The organism is Streptomyces sp. Q2 (assembly GCF_056820935.1).
Genome location: NZ_JBXEJE010000042.1, coordinates 31,457 through 51,622 on the forward strand (window position 1 = coordinate 31,457; position 20,166 = coordinate 51,622).

23 protein-coding genes are annotated in these 20,166 nt (G+C 71.8%); 19 read left to right on the forward strand and 4 right to left on the reverse strand.

The genetic code is table 11. From position 1 onward, the window contains the following. Positions 1-32 precede the first annotated feature (32 nt). The 3 genes from ACWBNA_RS36965 to ACWBNA_RS36975 are packed head-to-tail and all read left to right on the forward strand — an operon-like array spanning position 33 to position 2,311. Entirely contained in the window at positions 33-386 is a 354-nt protein-coding gene (locus ACWBNA_RS36965) for a histidine triad nucleotide-binding protein (protein ID WP_482708913.1), read from the forward strand. Positions 387-392: 6 nt separating this feature from the next. Next, positions 393-1,298 (forward strand): ribonuclease Z, encoded by a 906-nt coding sequence (locus ACWBNA_RS36970; protein ID WP_482708914.1) that lies wholly within the window; start codon positions 393-395, stop codon positions 1,296-1,298. Between the two features lie 20 nt (positions 1,299-1,318). Then, positions 1,319-2,311 carry an adenosine deaminase gene (locus ACWBNA_RS36975; protein WP_482708916.1) on the forward strand — a complete coding sequence of 331 codons (993 nt, stop codon included), beginning with the start codon at positions 1,319-1,321 and terminating at the stop codon, positions 2,309-2,311. Between the two features lie 12 nt (positions 2,312-2,323). On the opposite strand, the gene ACWBNA_RS36980 is transcribed toward ACWBNA_RS36975, so the two are convergent. Beyond that, positions 2,324-3,661, reverse strand: coding sequence for an MFS transporter (locus ACWBNA_RS36980; protein ID WP_482708917.1), 1,338 nt, complete (start codon positions 3,659-3,661; stop codon positions 2,324-2,326). Between the two features lie 315 nt (positions 3,662-3,976). Further along, entirely contained in the window at positions 3,977-4,771 is a 795-nt protein-coding gene (locus ACWBNA_RS36985) for an IclR family transcriptional regulator (protein WP_482708918.1), read from the reverse strand. Positions 4,772-4,870: 99 nt separating this feature from the next. Here ACWBNA_RS36985 and ACWBNA_RS36990 point away from each other — a divergent pair, with 99 nt between their 5' ends. The 8 genes from ACWBNA_RS36990 to ACWBNA_RS37025 all read left to right on the forward strand — a co-directional run bounded on the left by ACWBNA_RS36990 (position 4,871) and on the right by ACWBNA_RS37025 (position 12,550). Then, entirely contained in the window at positions 4,871-5,818 is a 948-nt protein-coding gene (locus ACWBNA_RS36990) for a 5-dehydro-4-deoxyglucarate dehydratase (protein WP_482708919.1), read from the forward strand. Then, positions 5,815-7,104, forward strand: coding sequence for a glucarate dehydratase family protein (locus ACWBNA_RS36995; protein WP_482708920.1), 1,290 nt, complete (start codon positions 5,815-5,817; stop codon positions 7,102-7,104). The genes ACWBNA_RS36990 and ACWBNA_RS36995 overlap by 4 nt, the downstream gene beginning before the upstream one ends. Before the next feature lie 298 nt (positions 7,105-7,402). Beyond that, on the forward strand, positions 7,403-8,560 hold the full coding sequence (locus ACWBNA_RS37000) for a carbohydrate kinase family protein (RefSeq protein ID WP_482708921.1): 1,158 nt from the start codon (positions 7,403-7,405) through the stop codon (positions 8,558-8,560). 163 nt (positions 8,561-8,723) lie between these two features. After that, entirely contained in the window at positions 8,724-9,782 is a 1,059-nt protein-coding gene (locus ACWBNA_RS37005; RefSeq protein WP_482708922.1) for a PhoH family protein, read from the forward strand. A 12-nt stretch (positions 9,783-9,794) separates the two neighbouring features. Continuing rightward, positions 9,795-10,292 carry an rRNA maturation RNase YbeY gene (gene ybeY / locus ACWBNA_RS37010; protein ID WP_482708923.1) on the forward strand — a complete coding sequence of 166 codons (498 nt, stop codon included), beginning with the start codon at positions 9,795-9,797 and terminating at the stop codon, positions 10,290-10,292. Continuing rightward, the gene (locus ACWBNA_RS37015) at positions 10,289-11,590 is read left to right on the forward strand and encodes a hemolysin family protein (protein WP_482708924.1); all 1,302 of its coding nucleotides are present in this window, start codon (positions 10,289-10,291) and stop codon (positions 11,588-11,590) included. Before ybeY ends, ACWBNA_RS37015 begins: the two co-directional genes overlap by 4 nt. Continuing rightward, positions 11,587-11,946, forward strand: coding sequence for an MmcQ/YjbR family DNA-binding protein (locus ACWBNA_RS37020; RefSeq protein ID WP_482708925.1), 360 nt, complete (start codon positions 11,587-11,589; stop codon positions 11,944-11,946). Before ACWBNA_RS37015 ends, ACWBNA_RS37020 begins: the two co-directional genes overlap by 4 nt. 250 nt (positions 11,947-12,196) lie before the next feature. Continuing rightward, positions 12,197-12,550, forward strand: a complete 354-nt coding sequence (locus ACWBNA_RS37025; RefSeq protein WP_482708926.1) for a cytidine deaminase — start codon at positions 12,197-12,199, stop codon at positions 12,548-12,550. A 5-nt stretch (positions 12,551-12,555) separates the two neighbouring features. Here the strand turns inward: ACWBNA_RS37025 and ACWBNA_RS37030 are convergent, their stop codons facing one another. Both ACWBNA_RS37030 and ACWBNA_RS37035 read right to left on the reverse strand, forming a co-directional pair. Beyond that, the gene (locus tag ACWBNA_RS37030) at positions 12,556-13,194 is read right to left on the reverse strand and encodes a TetR/AcrR family transcriptional regulator (RefSeq protein WP_482708927.1); all 639 of its coding nucleotides are present in this window, start codon (positions 13,192-13,194) and stop codon (positions 12,556-12,558) included. Continuing rightward, positions 13,191-13,640, reverse strand: a complete 450-nt coding sequence (locus tag ACWBNA_RS37035) for a helix-turn-helix domain-containing protein (protein WP_482708928.1) — start codon at positions 13,638-13,640, stop codon at positions 13,191-13,193. The genes ACWBNA_RS37030 and ACWBNA_RS37035 overlap by 4 nt, the downstream gene beginning before the upstream one ends. Before the next feature lie 258 nt (positions 13,641-13,898). Between ACWBNA_RS37035 and ACWBNA_RS37040 the strand changes: the two genes are divergently transcribed. The 8 genes from ACWBNA_RS37040 (at position 13,899) to ACWBNA_RS37075 (ending at position 20,156) form a co-directional block, all read left to right on the forward strand. Beyond that, positions 13,899-14,306 (forward strand): cupin domain-containing protein, encoded by a 408-nt coding sequence (locus ACWBNA_RS37040; protein ID WP_482708929.1) that lies wholly within the window; start codon positions 13,899-13,901, stop codon positions 14,304-14,306. Further along, positions 14,303-15,337, forward strand: coding sequence for a methyltransferase (locus tag ACWBNA_RS37045; protein ID WP_482708930.1), 1,035 nt, complete (start codon positions 14,303-14,305; stop codon positions 15,335-15,337). Before ACWBNA_RS37040 ends, ACWBNA_RS37045 begins: the two co-directional genes overlap by 4 nt. 11 nt (positions 15,338-15,348) lie before the next feature. Then, entirely contained in the window at positions 15,349-16,401 is a 1,053-nt protein-coding gene (locus ACWBNA_RS37050) for a methyltransferase domain-containing protein (protein WP_482708931.1), read from the forward strand. A gap of 2 nt (positions 16,402-16,403) precedes the next feature. Next, on the forward strand, positions 16,404-17,690 hold the full coding sequence (locus ACWBNA_RS37055; RefSeq protein WP_482708932.1) for a beta-ketoacyl-[acyl-carrier-protein] synthase family protein: 1,287 nt from the start codon (positions 16,404-16,406) through the stop codon (positions 17,688-17,690). Further along, complete coding sequence (locus ACWBNA_RS37060; protein WP_482708933.1) at positions 17,687-18,925, forward strand: beta-ketoacyl-[acyl-carrier-protein] synthase family protein; 1,239 nt, start codon at positions 17,687-17,689, stop codon at positions 18,923-18,925. The genes ACWBNA_RS37055 and ACWBNA_RS37060 overlap by 4 nt, the downstream gene beginning before the upstream one ends. Beyond that, positions 18,904-19,332 carry a holo-ACP synthase gene (acpS, locus tag ACWBNA_RS37065; protein ID WP_482708934.1) on the forward strand — a complete coding sequence of 143 codons (429 nt, stop codon included), beginning with the start codon at positions 18,904-18,906 and terminating at the stop codon, positions 19,330-19,332. The genes ACWBNA_RS37060 and acpS overlap by 22 nt, the downstream gene beginning before the upstream one ends. 115 nt (positions 19,333-19,447) lie before the next feature. Next, on the forward strand, positions 19,448-19,699 hold the full coding sequence (locus ACWBNA_RS37070; RefSeq protein WP_482708935.1) for an acyl carrier protein: 252 nt from the start codon (positions 19,448-19,450) through the stop codon (positions 19,697-19,699). Positions 19,700-19,703: 4 nt separating this feature from the next. Beyond that, positions 19,704-20,156: an SRPBCC family protein gene (locus ACWBNA_RS37075; protein WP_482708936.1), complete on the forward strand. Its 453-nt coding sequence runs from the start codon at positions 19,704-19,706 to the stop codon at positions 20,154-20,156. The last annotated feature ends 10 nt before the right edge of the window (positions 20,157-20,166 follow it).

Consider the following 20,166-nt stretch of genomic DNA (forward strand, 5'->3'; position numbering starts at 1 on the left):
GTTCAACCCGTTCGACCCCCGGAGGGAACCGCATGGCAGGGGAACCGCAGGACGACTGTCTGTTCTGCAAGATCGTCGGGGGGAGCATCCCGGCGACGATCGTCCGTGAGACCGACACCACCGTCGCGTTCCGGGACATCAACCCCCAGGCGCCCACGCACGTCCTGGTGATCCCGAAGGCCCACCACAGGGACGCCGCCGCGCTCGCCACCGAAGCGCCGGAGCTCGCCGCCGACGTCCTGCGCGAGACCCAGGCCGTCGCCGACGACGAGAAGCTGGAGAGCTACCGCATCGTCTTCAACACCGGCAGCGGCGCCGGGCAGACCGTCTGGCACGCCCACGCGCACGTCCTCGGCGGCCGCGGCCTGCAGTGGCCCCCCGGATAGCTGGCCGTGTCCGTACGTGAACTGGTCGTCCTCGGCACCGCCAGCCAGGTCCCGACCCGGCACCGCAACCACAACGGCTATCTGCTGCGGTGGGACGGCGAGGGCATCCTGTTCGACCCCGGCGAGGGCACGCAGCGGCAGATGCTGCGCGCCGGGGTCGCCGCGCACGACCTGAACCGGATCTGCGTCACGCACTTCCACGGGGACCACTCACTGGGTCTCGCCGGAGTCATCCAGCGCATCAACCTCGACCGGGTCCCGCACGAGGTCACCGCCCACTACCCGCGCTCCGGGCAGCGCTTCTTCAACCGGCTGCGGTACGCCACCGCCTACCGGGAGACGGTCGAGCTCGTCGAGGCGCCGGTGGCGGCGGACGGGACGATCGCCGAAACCCCCGGCTACACCCTGGACGCCCGCAAGCTCTCGCACCCCGTCGAGTCCTACGGCTACCGCCTCACCGAGCCGGACGGCCGCCGCATGCTGCCCGACCGGCTCGCCGCGCACGGCATCAAGGGCCCGGACGTGGGACGGATCCAACGGGAAGGTGTCCTCGACGGCGTCTCGCTCGACGACGTCAGCGAGACGCGCCGCGGGCAGCGGTTCGCGTTCGTCATGGACACCCGGCTGTGCGACGGCGTGTACGCGCTCGCCGAGGGCTGCGACCTGCTGGTCATCGAGTCGACGTTCCTGGACGAGGACGAGCAACTGGCCGTCGAGCACGGCCACCTGACCGCCGGTCAGGCCGCGCGGGTCGCGCGGGACGCCGGGATACGGCACCTCGTGCTCACCCACTTCAGCCAGCGTTACTCCGAGCCGGAGGAGTTCGAGCGGCAGGCGCGGGCCGCAGGGTTCGAGGGCGAGTTGACGGTCGCGCACGATCTGCTGAGGGTGTCGGTTCCGAAGCGTCGGTGAAACCGCCGTACCATGCTTCGATGTCCCTCCCCAAAGCTGAACTGCACCTCCATATCGAAGGCACCCTGGAGCCGGAGCTGGCCTTCGAGCTGGCCGCCCGCAACGGCGTCGAGCTGCCGTACGCCGACACGGACCAGCTGCGCAAGGCGTACCAGTTCGAGGATCTCCAGTCCTTCCTGAACCTGTACTACGAGCTCATGGCCGTGCTCCGCACCGAGCAGGACTTCGCTGACCTGGCGAACGCCTACCTCGCCCGCGCCGCCGCTCAGGGCGTGCGGCACGCGGAGATCTTCTTCGACCCGCAGGCCCACATCGCGCGGGGCGTCGGCATGGGGACGGTCGTGGAGGGGTTGTGGCGGGCGCTGGGCGACAGCGAGGCCGCACATGGCGTCTCCACCCAGCTGATCATGTGCTTCCTGCGCGACGAGTCCGCCGAGTCGGCGCTCGAGACCCTGGAGGCGGCAAGGCCGTACCTCGACCGGATCGTCGGCATCGGGCTCGACTCGGCCGAGGTCGGGCATCCGCCGGTGAAGTTCCGCGAGGTGTACGAGGCCGCCGCCGCCCTCGGGCTGCGGCGCGTGGCGCACGCCGGTGAGGAGGGGCCGCCGGAGTACATCACCGAGGCCCTGGACGTGCTGGGCGTGGAGCGGATCGACCACGGCCTGCGCTGCATGGAGTCCCCCGAACTGGTCGAGCGGCTCGTCCGGGACCGCGTCCCGCTCACCCTGTGCCCTCTCTCCAACGTCCGGCTGCGCGCCGTCGACGTCCTCGCCGAGCACCCGCTGCCCGCGATGCTGGAGGCCGGGCTGCTGTGCACGGTCAACTCCGACGACCCGGCCTACTTCGGCGGCTACGCGGGCGACAACTTCGACGCCGTACGCCAGGCGCTGGGCCTCGGTGAGGAGCGGCTGCGCGAGCTGGCCCGCAACTCCTTCGTCGCGTCCTTCCTGGAGCACGACGAGGAGCGACGGGCGCGCTATCTGGCCGAGGTGGAGGCGTACGACTTCCCGTAGGCCGTCGGTTCCTCAGGACCCCGGTGCGGCGGTGCCCGCCTGCCGGGGCCCTGCCGTGTCGTAGGACCGCTGGGCGGGGACGGCCGGGGTGTCGATCGGGATCTCCACGACCGGCTGCTCGGGGACGCCGGCCTGCGGGAGCACGTCGGCCGGGGTGCCGGTCGAGGCGGCGACCACGGCGGCCGGGGTGCCGCCCCGGCGGCGCACCGCGCCGGTGAGCAGCGGGCGCCCGCCGGTGTGCACGGCCACGGCGGTCATCGGGAGTGCCACGACCAGCAGTCCGAGGCCGAGGAGCGTGCCCATGGCCGGGAAGCCGGCCCGCGCGGACAGCAGACTGCCGGCGAGCGGGCCGGCCGCCGTGCCGAGCGAGGACGCCGAGCCGACGAGCACCGCCCACCGGCCGCGCGGGTCGAGGGAGGCGGCGAGGCCGATGACGTACGACAGGACGATCGGGTAGAGCGTGTTCCAGGCGATCTCGCCGGCCGCGAAGGTCGGCAGGTCGGTGGCGGACGCGCTGAGCGCGATGCAGCCGGCGATGAGGACGGTGCCCGCGCCGACGGGCAGCGCCCGGCCGAGCCGGGGCCCGAGCGCCCCCGCGCCGATGACTCCGAGGAGCCCGGCGCCCAGCGCCACGGCGAAGACGACGCCGACGGTCGCCTCCGTCAGATGTGCCTGGGTGAGGCCGATCCGGCCGCTGACGCCCCACAGGGAGTTCTGTGCGAGCGACCAGAAGAGCATCGCGGTGGCGAGGACGAGACCGGAGCGCAGGTGGGGGAGCGGATTCCGGTGTCGGCGGGAGTGCCGGGTGGCGGCCGTACGGGCCGGGAGACGGCTCGTCAGCGGCCAGACGGCCGCCGCGGTCAGGGCGATCGCGGCGAGCGGCAACCCGTGGCCGGGGCCGAGGTGCGGGACCGTCAGATAGACCGTGCCCGCGAGCGCGGAGACGCTCAGCAGACCCAGCGTGGTGGTGCGGTGCGGGTCCGGCTGGGCGGCGATTCCGGTGGCGGCGACCGTGGTGGCCGTACCGGAACCGAAGCCGCCGAGCAGCGCGCCCGCGACCACGGCCGGGACGGAGGTGGTGAGGGCGGCAGTGCCGTAGCCGACGACGGCCAGCGCCAGTGCGGCGCGGGCGAGGGTGCGCGGGCCGACGCGGTCGACCCGCGAGGCGAGCAGGAAGCCGGCCGCGGCCGAACTCAGCAGCAGGGCACTGCCGATGGCGCCCGCCTGCGTGGCGGACAGTGGTAGTCCCGAGTCGAGCCTGCCGACGGTCGTCGGGAGGAGGTACGGGGCGAGGTACCCGGCCGTGAAAAGGGCAACGAGGGGCCAGGGCGTGGTGGTGCGGGCGAACACGGGCGTTCCCAGGGCATGCGAAAGAAGCGGCTCAAAAAAAGGGGGTTGGGCGACGACCGTCGACGGACAGGAACGCGCGGCCAATTTGTATCAAGCACGCGGTTCGGGAAAGAAACGCGGGGGGTGTGATGTGGCGCACGTTGTGTTTGGGGCTGGTGATGCCGGGTAAACGCAGCGCCTCTCTGTACGTCGCGGGTAGTCGTGCCGCTGGGCGGCACGGGTGGGCGCGGACGGGTGGGGGCGGACGGCACCCCGCAGCGCCGGGCGGCGCGGCCTACCCCCGGCACCAGCCCCGGGCACCCTCGCAATCCGACGCTAGCGCCAGTGCACCGCCCCGCCTCCCGCAGGCGGCGCCGCCGTCGCCGTCGCCTCGATCTTGCCCCTGATCTCCCGCATCACCGCGACGATCTGCGCCTCGTGCTCCGTCGTCAGCCGGGCCACCGGCACCGAGCAGCTGACGGCGTCCTGGGCGGGGGAGTCGTAGCGCAGGGCGAAGCCGAAGCCGACGATGCCGAGGACGCCCTCCTCGCGGTCGATCGAGTAGCCGCGGCTGCGGACCCACGCCAGGTCCGCCGCCAGTGACTCCCGGCTGGTGTGCGAGTTCGGGGTGAGCGCCTCGTACGGCCCGTCGGGCAGCTCGGCGTCGTCCCGTTCGGCAAGCAGCGCCTTGCCCAGGGCGCCCACGTGGGCCGGCAGCCGGCGCCCCACCCGGCTGATGGTCCGCAGGTACTCGTGCGACTCGCGCGTCGCCAGGTACGCCACGCCCCGGCCGTCGAGCCGCCCCATGTGGATCGTCTCGCCCAGCGCCTGGGAGGCCTCGTCGAGGTACGGCCGTACGAGGCGCACGCGCGGGTCGGAGTCGAGGTAGCTGGTGCCGGTGAGCAGGGCGTGGATACCGATGCCGTACAGGGAGCCGGTGACGTCCGTGCGGACCCAGCCGCGCGAGATCAGGGTCTGCAGCAGCGCGTACATCGAGCTGCGCGGCACGCCCAGCTCGTCGGCGAGCTCCTGCAGCCGCGCCGGACGGTCGCCCCGCGCGGCGAGCAGTTCCAGCAGCTCGACCGTGCGTGCGGCCGACTTCACCTCGCGGACGCCCCCTGTCTCTGACATGCGTCGATCGTAAGCGCGGACGTCCGGCCCATTGACGGAAATCGTTCGCGTATCTAATCTTCATCTTCATACGTGGATGTCATCTACATAGGGAGATGAGTGAGGGTGAGTCCTGACACCGGCGCCGTGACGCGGAGACTGCGGCAGGGCATGGTGAACGGCGTGCTGTCGTTCCCGCTGACCAGCTTCCACGACGACGGCTCCCTCGACCCGGACGGCTACCGCGCCTATGTCGCGGACCGGATCGCCACCGGCCCCGGCGCCGTCTTCCCCGCCTGCGGCACCGGCGAGTTCTTCTCGCTGGACGAGGACGAGTACCGGCAGGTCGTCACCATCACCGTCGAGGAAGCCGGCGGCCACGTGCCCGTCGTCGCCGGGATCGGCTACGGCTGGGCGCAGGCCGTCCGCTTCGCGCGCATCGCCGAGGAGGCCGGAGCCGACGCGCTCCTCGTCCTGCCGCACTACCTGGTCGCCGCCCCGCAGGACGGACTCGTCGCCCAGCTGGAGCAGATCGCGGCCCGCACCCGGCTGCCGCTCATCGCCTACCAGCGCGGGCAGGTCGCCTTCGCGGTCGCCTCCCTGCAGCGCATCGCCGGCATCCCGACCGTCGTCGGCCTCAAGGACGGCCACAGCGACCTCGACCGGCTCCAGCGCCTCACCCTCGCCGCCCCCGAGGACTTCCTCTTCTTCAACGGCGCCGCCACCGCCGAGATCCAGGCCCGCGCCTACGCCACCGTCGGCGTCCCCGCCTACTCCTCCGCCGTCCACGCATTCGCCCCCGAGATCGCGAACGCCTTCTTCACCGCGTTCCAGGGCGGCGACCACGGCACCGTCGACAAGCTGCTGCGCGACTTCTACGTCCCGCTCGTCGAACTCCGCGACCGGGTACCCGGATACGCCGTGTCCCTCGTGAAGGCGGCGGCCCGGCTGCGCGGCGCTCCCGTGGGACCCGTGCGCGCCCCGCTCACCGACCCCTCGGCCGCCGACCTGGCCGAGCTCGAACAGCTGCTGACCACCGGACTCGACCTCGTGGGAGCCGCCCTGTGAACCTCTCCATCGCGGACGTACGGCTGACCCCGATCCTGGTCGCCGACCCGCCGCTGCTGAACACACAGGGCGTGCACCAGCCGTACACGCCCCGGCTGATCGTGGAGGTCGTGACGGCCGACGGGATCACCGGCGTCGGCGAGACGTACGGCGACACCAAGTACCTGGAACTGGCCAGGCCGTTCGCGCGGAAGCTGGTCGGCCGCCAGGTGAGCGACCTGAACGGCCTGTTCGTCCTCGCCGACGAGGTGGCCGTCGACGGCTCCCGGGTCTCCGGTCAGGCCGACGTCGGCGGACTGCGCGGCGTCCAGACCGCCGACAAGCTGCGCCTGTCCGTCGTGTCCGCCTTCGAGGTGGCCTGCCTCGACGCCCTGGGCAAGGCGCTCGGACTGCCCGTGCACGCCCTGCTGGGCGGCAAGCTGCGGGACGCGGTGGAGTACAGCGCGTACCTCTTCTACAAGTGGGCGGACCATCCCGAGGGCGTACGGGCCGAGAAGGACGACTGGGGCGCCGCCGTCGACCCGGCCGGGGTCGTCGAGCAGGCCCGGAAGTTCACCGAGCGCCACGGCTTCACCTCCTTCAAGCTCAAGGGCGGTGTCTTCCCGCCGGACGAGGAGATCGCGGCCGTACGGGCGCTGGCCGAGGCGTTTCCCGGACACCCGCTGCGGCTCGACCCCAACGGGGCGTGGAGCGTCGCGACCTCGCTGAAGGTGGCGAAGGAGCTCGGGGACGTCCTCGAGTACCTGGAGGACCCGGCGCTCGGTACAGCGGCCATGGCCGAGGTCGCCGCCGGTACGGATGTTCCCCTCGCCACCAACATGTGCGTGACGACCTTCGCGGAGATCAAGGAGGCGTTCACCCAGGGTGCCGTCCAGGTGGTGCTCTCCGACCACCACTACTGGGGCGGACTGCGCAACACCCGGCAACTCGCCGCCATCTGCCGCACCTTCGGCGTCGGGGTGTCCATGCACTCCAACACCCACCTGGGGATCTCGCTGGCCGCGATGACCCATGTCGCGTCCACCGTCCCGGACCTCCACCACGCCTGCGACTCCCACTACCCCTGGCAGTCGGAGGACGTCCTCACCGAGCGCCTCACCTTCGAGGGCGGCAAGGTCACCGTCTCGGACGCACCCGGCCTGGGCGTCGAACTCGACCGGGACCGGCTCCGGTTCCTCCACCAGCGCTGGCTCGACGACGACGGTTCGCTGCGCGAGCGGGACGACGCGGCGGCGATGCGGGTCGCCGAGCCCGGCTGGGCCGCACCGGCCGTTCCCCGCTGGTAGGCGGCCCCGCTCGACATCCGACCGCGGTACGGCACGGGCGCGACGTCCGGATCCGGTCACGGGCGGAGAAGGCTCCGGCGAGCGGCTCCGGCGAGCGGCTCCGGCGTACGGCTGGGCGCAGGAGGCCGCCCAGGCGGGGGGCAGGGCGGCCGGGACGGCGCATCCGGGCGGGACCCGCGGTGCCCCGGCCGCGACCCGCGGCCGCCGTGACGTGACCTGCGGCTACGCCGTGACGACGGCGCGTCGACCCTGGCTTGGTGCAGACTGGCCTGATCGGCACCACGTCAGGGAGCGCACCGTGATCGCGTCCACCGCGTCCATCGGAAAGGGACCGTCGCACCTCGGAGAGGCCGGGCACCCCCGGGCCCAGGTCGACCCGCTCGCCGCCCTGCGCACCCCCGGCGAACCACCCTGGGACGTGTACCTCACGGGCACCGTCTTCCTCGACATCATCTTCACGGGGCTCGACTCCGCCCCGGTGCGCGGGACCGAGTCCTGGGCGCGCGGAATGGGGTCCAGCCCGGGCGGCGTGGCGAACATGGCGACCGCGCTGGCCCGCCTCGGCCTGCGGACCTCCCTGGCGGCCGCGTTCGGCGACGACCACTACGGCGAGTACTGCTGGGACGCGCTGGAGACGGGCGAGGGCATCGACCTCACGCCGTCCCGCACGGTTCCCGGCTGGCACTCGCCGGTCACCGTCTCCATGGCGTACGAGGGGGAGCGCACGATGATCTCCCATGGCCACGAGCCGCCCCCCGACGCCGAGCTCATCGACGAGGGCGCGCCCGAGTGTCCGCCACGCGCGCGTGCCGCCATCGCCTCGCTCACGCCGGGCAGACGGGCGCCCTGGATCGCGCAGGCCGCCCGCAAGGGGGCGCGGATCTTCGGTGACGTCGGGTGGGACGACACGGGGGCGTGGGATCTGGCGGGGCTGCCCGACCTGGAGCACTGCGAGGCGTTCCTGCCGAACGCGGAGGAGGCGATGCGGTACACGGGGGCGGCGTGTCCGCGCGCGGCCGCCCACGCGTTGACCGCCCACGTTCCGGTGGCTGTCGTCACCCTCGGTGCGGAGGGGGCGTACGCGGTGGACCGCCGGACGGGGGAGACGGCGGAGGTGCCGGCGATCGCCGTGGAGGCGCTGGATCCGACCGGGGCGGGGGACGTGTTCGTGGCGGGCTTCGTCACCGGCACCCTGGCGGGGTGGCCGCTGGCCGACCGGCTGGCGTTCGGCGGGCTGACGGCCGCGTTGTCCGTGCAGGAGTTCGGCGGGTCGCTGTCGGCGCCCGGGTGGTCCGAGATCGGGGCGTGGTGGCGGAAGGTGCAGTCGGTGGACGGGCAGGATCCGACGGCGCTGCGGCGGTACGGGTTCCTGGCGGGGCTGGTGCCCGAGGAGGCGGCGCGGCCGTGGCCGTTGCGACGGGCCGTGCCGACGATCGGGTTCGGCCGGTCGGCGTGAACCGCCCGGCCCTGCGGGGACCGTCCCCGCGGCCCCGCCCCGGGAACGGCCGGTGAAAAGCCCTACGGCGTTGTCAGTGCACCGTCGTACCCTTGGTATCGCGAGGCCGCTCTCAGCTACGCGGCCGTGATGAGGAGGAACCGCAGGCCTACAGAGCCGGCCCATGACTCAGACACCCACAGCTCACACACCCGCGCAGGGGCAGGCCAGAGCACAGTTCACCGTCCCCGCCCAGCACCCCATGGTGACCGTACTGGGTTCCGGCGACTCCCTACTGCGCGTGATCGAGAAGGCGTTCCCGGCGGTCGACATCCACGTCCGCGGAAACGAGATCAACGCGGTCGGCGCAGCCGCCGAAGTCGCACTCATCCAGCGCATGTTCGACGAGATGATGCTGGTGCTCCGCACCGGACAGCCGATGACGGAGGACGCAGTGGAACGCTCGATCGCCATGCTGAGAGCCAGTGAGAGCGGCGAGAGCGACGGCGAGGAGACCCCCGCCGAGGTGCTCACGCAGAACATCCTCTCCTCGCGCGGCCGCACGATCCGCCCCAAGACCCTCAACCAGAAGCGGTACGTCGACGCGATCGACAAGCACACGGTCGTCTTCGGCATCGGCCCGGCCGGCACCGGCAAGACCTACCTCGCCATGGCCAAGGCGGTGCAGGCCCTGCAGTCCAAGCAGGTCACCCGCATCATCCTGACCCGCCCGGCGGTGGAGGCGGGAGAGCGCCTCGGATTCCTCCCGGGCACCCTCTACGAGAAGATCGACCCGTACCTGCGCCCGCTGTACGACGCGCTGCACGACATGCTGGACCCCGACTCGATCCCGCGGCTGATGGCGGCGGGGACGATCGAGGTCGCGCCGCTGGCGTACATGCGCGGTCGCACGCTCAACGACGCCTTCATCATTCTCGACGAGGCCCAGAACACGAGCCCCGAACAGATGAAGATGTTCCTGACCCGTCTCGGCTTCGACTCGAAGATCGTGATCACGGGTGACGTGACCCAGGTGGACCTGCCGAGTGGCACGAAGTCCGGGCTGCGGCAGGTGCAGGAGATCCTGGAGGGTCTCGACGACGTCCACTTCTCGCGGCTCACGTCCCACGATGTCGTACGGCACAAGCTGGTCGGCCGTATCGTCGACGCGTACGAGAAGTACGACAGCGAGAACGGTACGGAGAACGGCACCCACAAGGGCGCCCGTAACAAGCGGAAGTAGACCAGCGCGACCATGTCGATCGACGTCAACAACGAGTCCGGAACCGAGGTCGACGAGCAGGCGATCCTCGACATCGCCCGCTACGCGCTCGCGCGGATGCGCATCCACCCGCTCTCCGAGCTCTCGGTGATCGTCGTGGACGAACACGCCATGGAGCAGTTGCACATCCAGTGGATGGACCTGCCGGGGCCGACCGATGTCATGTCCTTCCCCATGGACGAGCTGCGTCCGCCGTCGAAGGACGACGAGGAGCCCCCGCCGGGGCTGCTCGGCGACATCGTGCTGTGCCCCGAGGTCGCCGAGAAGCAGGGCAAGGAAGCGGACACGCAGCACTCCATGGACGAGGAGCTCCAGCTCCTCACCGTCCACGGAGTGCTGCACCTTCTCGGTTACGACCACGAGGAGCCCGACGAGAAGGCCGAGATGTTCGGGCTGCAGGCCGCCATCGTGGACGGCTGGCGTGGGGAGAAGGGCCTGACCGGTCCGTCCCCGGCTCCGACCGTCTCATGAGTCCGACCCTCGTCTCCGGCGCGATCGCCCTGGTCGTCGTCGCCTGGCTCGCCGCCTGCGCGGAGGCGGGCCTCGCGCGGGTCTCCAGCTTCCGGGCCGAGGAGGCCGTGCGGACCGGCCGCCGCGGCAGCGAGAAGCTCGCCCGGATCGCCGCCGACCCGACCCGCTACCTGAACGTGGCGCTGCTGGTGCGCGTCGCCTGCGAGATGGCGGCCGCCGCCCTCATCACCTACGCCTGCCTGCAGGAGTTCGCCGGGACCACCGAGGCGCTCCTGGTCGCGATCGGGGTGATGGTCCTGGTGTCGTACGTGGCCGTCGGGGTCTCGCCGCGCACCATCGGCCGCCAGCACCCGCTCAACACGGCGACGGCGGCGGCGTACGTCCTGCTCCCGCTCGCGCGGATCATGGGCCCGATCCCGTCCCTGCTGATCCTCATCGGCAACGCCCTCACCCCCGGCAAGGGCTTCCGCCGCGGCCCCTTCGCGTCCGAGGCGGAGCTGCGGGCGCTGGTCGACCTCGCCGAGAAGGAGTCGCTGATCGAGGACGAGGAGCGCCGTATGGTGCACTCCGTCTTCGAGCTGGGCGACACGCTCGTACGGGAGGTCATGGTCCCGAGGACCGACCTCGTCGTGATCGAGCGCTACAAGACGATCCGTCAGGCGCTGACCCTGGCGCTCAGGTCCGGATTCTCGCGCATCCCCGTCACCGGGGAGAGCGAGGACGACGTCGTCGGGATCGTGTATCTGAAGGACCTGGTCCGCAAGACGCACATCAGCCGGGACGCGGAGAGCGAGCTGGTGTCGACGGCCATGCGGCCGGCCGCCTTCGTGCCCGACACCAAGAACGCCGGTGACCTGCTGCGGGAGATGCAGCAGGACCGCAACCACGTGGCCGTGGTCATCGACGAGTACGGCGGCACGGCCGGAATCGTCACCATCGAGGACATCCTCGAGGAGATCGTCGGCGAGATCACCGACGAGTACGACCGCGAACTCCCGCCGGTGGAGGAACTGGGCGACGACCGCCACCGCGTGACCGCCCGCCTCGACATCACCGACCTCGGCGAGCTGTACGGCCTGGAGGAGTACGACGACGAGGACGTGGAGACCGTCGGCGGGCTGCTGGCGAAGGCGCTGGGCAGGGTCCCGATCGCCGGGGCGTCGGCCGTCGTCGAACTTCCCGATGGGCGCGAGCTGCGGCTGACGGCAGAGGCCGCCGCGGGCCGCCGGAACAAGATCGTGACGGTGCTGGTGGAGCCGGTCGGGGCCTCCGCGGACGAGGAGGCGAAGGCGGAGTGACCCCGCAGGAGCTGCGCGCCTTCTGTCTCTCCTTCAACGCGGCCGTGGAGGACTTCCCGTTCAACCCGCAGACGTCCGTCTTCAAGGTGCGGGGCAAGCTGTTCGCCCTGACGAATCTCGACGCGCGGCCTCTGACGGTGAACCTCAAGTGCGACCCGGAGGACGCGGTGCGGCTCCGTGAGGAGCACCCCGGGCTCGTCATTCCCGGCTACCACATGAACAAGCGCCACTGGAACACGGTCACGGTCGACGGCGACCTCCCCGACCGGCTGGTCCGGGAGCTCGTCGAGGACTCCTACGACCTGGTGGTGGCCGGTCTCCCGCGCGCCGACCGGCTCCGCCTCGACCGGCCGTGAACCGCGTACATCGCTGCCGGACAACGGTGAAGCCCCGCCCGGCGTGATGCGGGACGGGGCTTGGTGTGGAGCGCTGGGCAGGCCTTGCACCTGCATCTCCCCGCAGGAAGCGGGGCGTCTTTCCTTGGACCACCAACGCGTGACCGGCGACCAGTAGCTGTGGCGTTCGGCTCAAGATCAATCGTACCGCATATCTGGGTGCCTCACCCCGCGGCGGGGGCGTCGCGGCGGTTCTACGTATGCTCACCTCATGACCGACAGCAGCGCGCTCGACCCCGAGGACCGCAAGATCGTCACCCTGGCCCGTTCGGCGCGGGCCCGTAACGGTGTGCCCGAGGGGGCGGCCGTACGCGACGAGACCGGGCGGACGTATGTCGCCGGGACCGTCGACCTCGACTCGCTGAAGCTGAGCGCCCTGCAGACGGCGGTGGCGATGGCGGTGGCCTCGGGCGCCAAGTCCCTGGAGGCGGCCGCGGTCGTGACGGACGCGGAGTCGGCGGCACCGGAGGACCGGGCAGCCGTACGGGATCTGGGCGGACCCGAGACGCCGGTGCTGGTGGCGGGGCCGGACGGGGCCGTGCGGGCGACGGTCTCCGCGGGCTGACCGGCTCACCGGACCGGGGGCGTGTCCAGATACCGCCCGAGTGCCGGGGCGAGCAGACCCACCAGCGTGTCCCGGTCGGCCGAGGCCAGTGGCTCCATCGGGACCACGTGCCGCGCCACCATCAGGCCGATCAGCTGGGCCCCCACCAGGGTGGCGCGGGTCGCCGCGTCGGGTCCGGGGTGGGTCCGCGCCAGGGTGCCGTGGAGTTCCACGGCGACGAAGTGCCGTAGCCGTGCGGCGGCCTCGGCGTGCGAGACCGTGGAGCGGACGACCGCCAGGACGGCGTCGCGGCGTTCCGGAGCCTCCCACTGGTCCAGGCAGGCACGGAGGATGCGCTCCGCGGCGCCGACAGCGACCCCGACCGGCGGCACCCCGACCGGTGGCACCCCTACAGGCGCTCCACCGGTGGCGGCCGCCGTGGGGATGTCGAGGCTCGGCGCCCGGCCGATCGCGGCCACGAAGACGTCCTCCTTCGGGCCGAAGAAGTGGTGGACGAGTGACGCGTCGACCCCGGCGGCGCGGGCGATGGCCCGCAGGGTCGTGCCCGAGTAGCCGCGTTCGGCGAAAACGGTGCGGGCCGCGTCGAGTATCTGCGCGCGGGCGCTGCCGGTGCCCGGTCGGCGGCCCCTGCTCCTGGGACTCATGACGGCGGTTCCGACAGGAGGGTCCCGAGGTGGGCCGACACGGCCGCGGCCATCCCGGGCTCGGGCGGATCCAGCGCGGGGACCCCGGCGCAGGAGAGCAGCGTGACGCCCAGCAGGACGCTCGCCGTGGCCCCCGCACCTAGGGCCGGGTCCCGCGCCCCCGCCGCCCGGCACCTCTCGCCGAGCGCGGCACCGAGCGCGTCGCCCAGCCAGGCGGCGGAGGGCCGGTGCGTCAGCGCGGCGGCGAGCGCGGCGCGGCCCGCGGATGGGCAGTCCCACGGCAGCCGCACGGCCTCGGTGCACAACTGCTCCTTGCCCGCGAAGTAGTAGCTCACCAGTCGCGCGTCCACCCCCGCCCGACGGGCCACCCCGCGCAGGGTCGTCCCCTCGAAGCCGTGCCGGCACAGTTCCTGACGGGCCGCGCTGAGAATTCGGTCCTTGTTCACATCTTCAGAATTCCGGCTTCCGCATGCCGGCCACAGTCGAATTCCGGCAGAGTTCTGACCGGCGGTGGCTTCTTGGGTGGGTGTCCCCACCGGGTGGGCGCATGTCCCGGTCGTTTCTGGGTGATTGTCACGGATGCGCGGTGACAGGTGCCCGTAGAGGGATTTCCTGTTTCCGCCCTAGAGTCGCGTTTCGAATCAAGGGATGACGGGTCCCGGCGAACCGAAAGGCGGCCGATGAAACGCGTGCACCGAACCGACGTGAAGGCGGAAATCGTAAGGGAACCGGGAGCGAAGGAAACAACGCACCGCAAACTGATCGACACTCCGGACGGCGCGGACCGCTTCGTTCTCACCGAGTTCGAGGTGTCGCCCGACGGATCCACCCCGCCCCACTTCCACGAGTGGGAGCACGAGATCTACGTGCTCGAAGGCTCCATGGGGCTCGTCCTGCCCGATCAGGGCCGTACCGAGGAGGTCGGTCCGGGCGAGGCCATCTTCATCCCCCGAGGCGAGCCGCACGGCTTCGTCACCGGGCCCGGACAGACGTGCCGCTTCCTCGTGGTCGCCCCGTGCGAGCGGCCTCCGGTACGCAACGTCTTCCTCTCGGAGGACCCCTACGAGTACACGCAGATGCCCGAGTACACCAGCCTCCTGGAGGGCAAGTGACCAGCGCTCAGGCCGCGAAGGCCTCCGTCGGCGGGGACTCGTCCCGGGTCCACACCATCCTGACCGCCTACCTCCAGTCCAAGGCCGTGTTCACGGCCCTCGAACTCGGCGTCTTCGAGGCGCTGGAGAAGCACCCGCACACCCTGGCCGAACTCGCCGGTGGACTGGGGCTGGAGGAGCGCCCCGCCCGCGCCCTCCTCGTCGCGCTCAAAGGCCTGGACCTGGTACGCGTCGAGAACGGCGGCTACCGCAACTCCGACGAGGCGAGCCGCTACCTGGTCGCCGGGCGCCCCGAGTACATGGGCGGGTTCGCCGCGCACCAGAACACCCACTTCGGCCACTTCTCCCGCCTCGACGAGGCCGTACGCACCAACACCTCCCTCAACCAGCGGGTCCTGAAGAAGGGCTACCGCGACCAGGGCGCCGCGGCCGGCGAGGGCCGCGAGGGCACCGGGCGGCTCATCCAGGCCATGCGGGTCAGCTCCCGCCTCCAGGCGGGCAAGCTGGCCGCCGCGGCACCGCTGGCCGGTGTGCGCCGCGTCGTCGACCTGGGCTGCGGCTCCGGCGACTACTCGATCGCCCTGGCCGCACACCACCCGGAGCTGAAGGTCACCGCCCTCGACTACCCCGCGGTGACCGACCTGGCGAGCGCCAACGTGCGCGAGGCCGGTCTGCAGGACCGGGTCGAGGTCCGGCCCGCGGACATCATGGAGGACCCCTGGCCCGAGACCGACGCGGTCCTCCTGTCCCACGTGCTCGACGGATACGGCCCCGAGCGCGCCGCGCACCTGGTGAAACGCATCCACGCCCATCTGCCCGACGGGGGGCGGCTGTTGGTGCACTCCCACATGCCCGCCCTGGCCACCGGCCTCTTCCCGTCGATGTTCGGGCTGATCCTGCTCGTCAACACGGAGGAGGGCGAGGTCCGCGACGTGGACGAGATCCGGGCCTGGGTGGAGGGCGCCGGGTTCCGCGAGATCGGGACCCGCAACGTGTCCCTGCTCTCCGGTCTGCTCACGGCCACCAAGTAGGACGCGCCAGGATGACCGACACCTCGGCGCCGGCCGCGCCCCCCGCTTCCCACGCTGCGGCCCTGGCCCGCTACACGAACGCCCCCGACCCCGCTCCGTTACTGGCCCTGAACTTCGGTTTCGCCAGGGCCAGAGCCCTCGGTACGGCCCTGGAGCTGGGCGTGTTCAGCGAACTGGCTTGGGGGCCGCGCCGCGTGGAGGACCTCGCGACGGCCCTCGGCTGCGACCCCCGGGCGCTGGGCGACCTGCTGGCCGTCCTCACGGAGTTCGGGCTGCTCACCGAGGACGGGCAGACCCTGACCGAGCTGTCCCGCACCTACCTCGTCGAGGGCGAACCGGCCTACCTGGGCGACCACTTCGCCGAGGTGCTCGCCCAGTGGGACCGCTGGAGCTCCCTGACCTCGGTCACCCGCTCCGGCGAACGCTCCGGGAACTTCGGCGCACCGGCCTCGCGCGGCCGGCACCCGGGGCTGTTCGGCGGCGGCTTCCCGATCGCCGTACGGGTCGCCTTCGAGGCGGTGGAGGCGTTGGAGCTGCGCGGGGCGGGCCGGGCCGGACGGGTGCTGGACCTGGCCTGCGGGGGCGGCGAGTGGGGCATCGCCCTGGCCGCGGCCGATCCGCTGGCCGAGGTGACCGCGCACGACGATCCGGTGCTGCTCGAGTGTGCCCGGGCGCGGGCGGCGGAGTTCGCGGTGGGCGACAGGTTCCGCTTCGTGTCCGCCGACTTCGCCGCCCCGCCGTTCGCCGACGCCGGCTTCGACACCGTGGTGCTGGCGCACACGGGCCGCTTCGCGGGACCTACGGCGACGGCACGGTTGGTCGGGGAGTGCGCCCGCCTGCTGCGCCCGGGAGGCACCTTGCTGCTGGCCGACGTCATGCGGCCGGAGCCGGGACGGCCCGCGCTGAGCCGCCCGATGCTCGGGCTCAGCCTGCTGGTCAACACCGCGGAAGGAGCCGTCATGGCGGCGGAGAACTACCGCGCCCTCATGGAAGAAGCCGGGGTGACGGCGAAGGAATGCGTAACGCGCGGGCTGGTGACGGCCCAGACAGGAGAAAGGCGGTAACCATGCGAGAAGTGGTCGTCACCGGGCTCGGCGTGATCAGCCCGGCGGGAATCGGAAAGGACGCCTTCTGGGACACGGTCTCGGCAGGCAAAAGCGTCACGAAATCCCTTTCCGAAATCACGAGTTCCTCACTGTTCACGTCCTTCGACTTCGCCTCCGACGCGATAGCCGAAGTGCCGGGATTCGAAGAGCAGATACCGTCACTGCCCCCGGAGGTGCAGCGGCTCGACCGGTACGTGCAGTTCGCGGTCGCGGCGGCTTTGCAGGCCGTACGGGACGCGGGCCTCGACGAGGGCGGCCACGACGGGGAGCGCACCGGTATTTCGCTGTCCACGGCCATCTGCGGCACGCCGAAGATGGAGGAGGAGTTCCTCGCCGTCACCGATGAGGGACGTAAGCCCATCGACCCGGCGAAGGCGGGCCGTGACCTGTACCTCGCGGCCATGTCGAACACACCCGGGACCGTCCTGTCGGCCCTGCTCGGCGCCCAGGGTCCCTGCGTCACCCTGTCCACGGGCTGCATCGGCGGCATCGACGCGGTCGGCCACGCCTACGAGACGATCGCCCACGGCGACGCGGACGTCATGATCGCGGGAGCCAGCGAGGCCCCCATCACCCCGGTGACCGTGGCCTCCTTCGAGATCATCAACTGCCTCTCCCGCGCCCACCCGGACCGCCCCGAGGCGGCGTCCCGCCCCTATGACGCGGACCGCGACGGCTTCGTGCTCGGCGAGGGCTGCGGTGTCGTCGTACTGGAGGAGAAGGAGCACGCGCTACGGCGCGGCGCCACCGCCTACCTCCAGATCAGCGGCTTCTCGCACACATCCAACGCCATCCACATGACCGACCTGCTGTCCGACGGCGAGGACCTGACCCGGGCCATGAGCCAGGCCATCGACGCATCCGGGGTGGCGCCCGGGGCCGTCGACCACGTCAGCTCGCACGGCAGCTCGACCCGGCAGAACGACACCTGCGAGACCAGCGCGCTCAAGCTGGCGCTCGGCGAGCGCGCCCACGAGATCCCGGTGAACTCGGCGAAGTCCATGCTCGGCCACGCCCTGGCCGCCGCCAGCGCCATGGAGATCGTGCTGTGCGCCCTGGCGAGCCGGCACTCCTTCGTCCACCCCACCGCCAACTACGAGACGCCCGACCCCACGTGCGACCTCGACTACGTGCCGGGCACCGGCCGCCCCTGGGACGGCGAGGTCATCCTCAAGGACGCCAGCGGCTTCGCAGGGCTGCACGCGGCAATGGTCGTCCGGGCCGTGCGGGACGGGGGCCGGTCATGAGCATCGTTATCACCGGTGCCGGGGCCCTCACCCCGGCGGGCGACGGCCTCGAACCCCTGTGGAACAGCGCCCGCGAGGGCACCTCCCACCTGGCCACCATCGACCGCTTCGACGCCGGCGACTACGCCTGCCCCGTCGCAGGCCAGGCCGGCTTCGACGCCGAGGCCGAGCTGCCGTCCCGCTTCGTCAAACGCACCGACCGCTTCACCCACCTCGCCGTGCACGCCGTCCGCCGGGCCCTCACGGACGCCGGGGTCGCGGTCGGAACCGACGTGGCCCCCGAGCGCACCGGCGTCATGGTGGGCAACATCCTCGGCGGCTGGGAGTTCGCCGAGCGTGAGCTGCGCAAGCTGTGGACCGACGGGCCGCGCGCGGTCAGCCCGTACCAGGCCACGGCCTGGTTCCCGGCGGCGCCGCAGGGCAACATCTGCATCGACCAGGGCATCAAGGGCCCGGCCCGCACCTTCGTCGCCGACCGGGCGAGCGGCGCCTACGCCCTGATCGGCGGCGCCGAGACCCTGCTGCGCGACAGGGCCGACGTCGTCATCGCGGGCGGCGTGGAGGCACCCCTGTCGCCGTACGGCTGGCTGTGCCTGGAGACCAGCGGCCTCGTCGCCAAGGCCCGCGGCTCCCTCGCCCCGCACGAGCTGTACCGGCCCTTCGACGCCGGGCACGGCGGCAGCGTCTTCGCCGAAGGATCGGCGTTCCTGGTGCTGGAGCGCCGCGAGCACGCCGAGCGGCGCGGCGCACGCATCCTCGGCGAACTCGCCGGCTGGGGCGTCAGCACCGACGGCTACATGCCGTACTACACGGTCGAACCGACCGGACAGGTGCTGGGCCGGGCCATGCGTACCGCCACCGAGCGGGCCGGGATCTCGGGCGGCGACCTCGGCGCGGTCTTCGCACACGGCTCCGGCATCCCCTTCGAGGACGTCACCGAGGGCTACGCCCTGCAGGAGGCGTTCGGCAAGGACGCGGCCCACCTCCCGGTCACCGCACCCAAGTCGGGCTTCGGGCACCTGCTCGGCGCGGCCGCCCCGGCCGACGTGGCGCTCGCCCTGCGGGCCATGGCGGCGGGCGTGATCCCGCCCACCGTGAACCTCGACCGCCCGGCGCCCGGCATCGACCTCGACCTCGTGCGGGGGGTGGCCCGGCCGGCCCCGGAGTGGGAGCACACGCTGGTCGTGTCCCGAGGCCTTGGGGGTGTGAACGCGTGTCTGCTGCTGAGGCGTTGATCGCGGAAGCCCTCCGGGACGTCCCCGCGACGGTACGCGGGATCGGCATCGACGTCGTGGACGTACAACGCCTGCGAGCCATGCTCGAACGCCGCGGACAGCCTCTGTACGACCGGCTGTTCACGCCCGCCGAGCAGGCCCTGTGCGAGAGCGGCTCGCCGCGCCACCGGGTCTACCGTCTGGCCGGCCGGATCGCGGCCAAGGAGGCCGTCCGCAAGACCTTCGGCGGACATGGGCCGGGCTGCGGCTGGCTGGACGTCGAGATCGGCCGCGCGGCCTCCGGACAGCCGGTGCCACGGTTGTCCGGGCGGGCCGAGGAGGCGTTCCGGCGGGCCTCGTTCACCGGGCTGCACCTGAGCATCACCCATGAGGCGGGGGTCGCCGTGGCGATCGCCCTCGCCGTCTAGGAGCAGCCACGGAGTCCACGGGGACACGGCAACAACAGAGACCACATAACCACATAGCCACATAGCCACATAACCCAGGGATCACAGGGATCACGCAGAGGAGGAGAGAGAAGCGATGAACGTACGGGAGCAGGTGGTCGCGGTCATGCGCGGCGTCGGGTTCGACGGGGACGAACTGGAGGACGGCCGGCGGCTCGCCGAGGACCTCGACATCGACTCGACCGAGTTGGTGGAGATCGTCGTCGCCCTGGAGCAGCACTTCGGCATCGGTATCGACGCCGACGCCGAGGGCGGGTTCACCACCGTGGGTGACCTGGTGGCGTGTGTCGGGCGGCTGTTGTCCGCCGGCACCGCCGTGCGGGGGTGACGGGATGCCGCGGATCGAGAACAGCATCGTCATCGGGGCCGACGCCCGGCTCGTCTTCGACGTCACCAACGACATCGCCCGCTGGTCGGAGATCTTCGACGAGTACAGCCAGGCCAAGGTCCTCTCCGAGGAACGCGACGGCCGCTGGACGGAGATCGTGTTCGAGCTGACCAACGAGGAGGGGGCTAGCTGGCGTTCCTGGCGGATCCTGGACCACCGCGAGCTGGTCGCGGTCGCCGAACGCCGTGACCCCCTCTACCCGTTCGCCTACATGCACCTCAGGTGGAGCTGTCAGGCCGTCCCCGACGGGACGCTGATGACCTGGATCCAGGACTTCGAGCTCGACGAGAAGTTCGACGTCCCGCTCGCCACCGTCCTGGAGCGGATGAACACGCACACCCGACAGAACCAGGCCGGCATCAAGGAGAAGATCGAGTCGGGGGCCGTAAAGCCGTGACCCGACACCC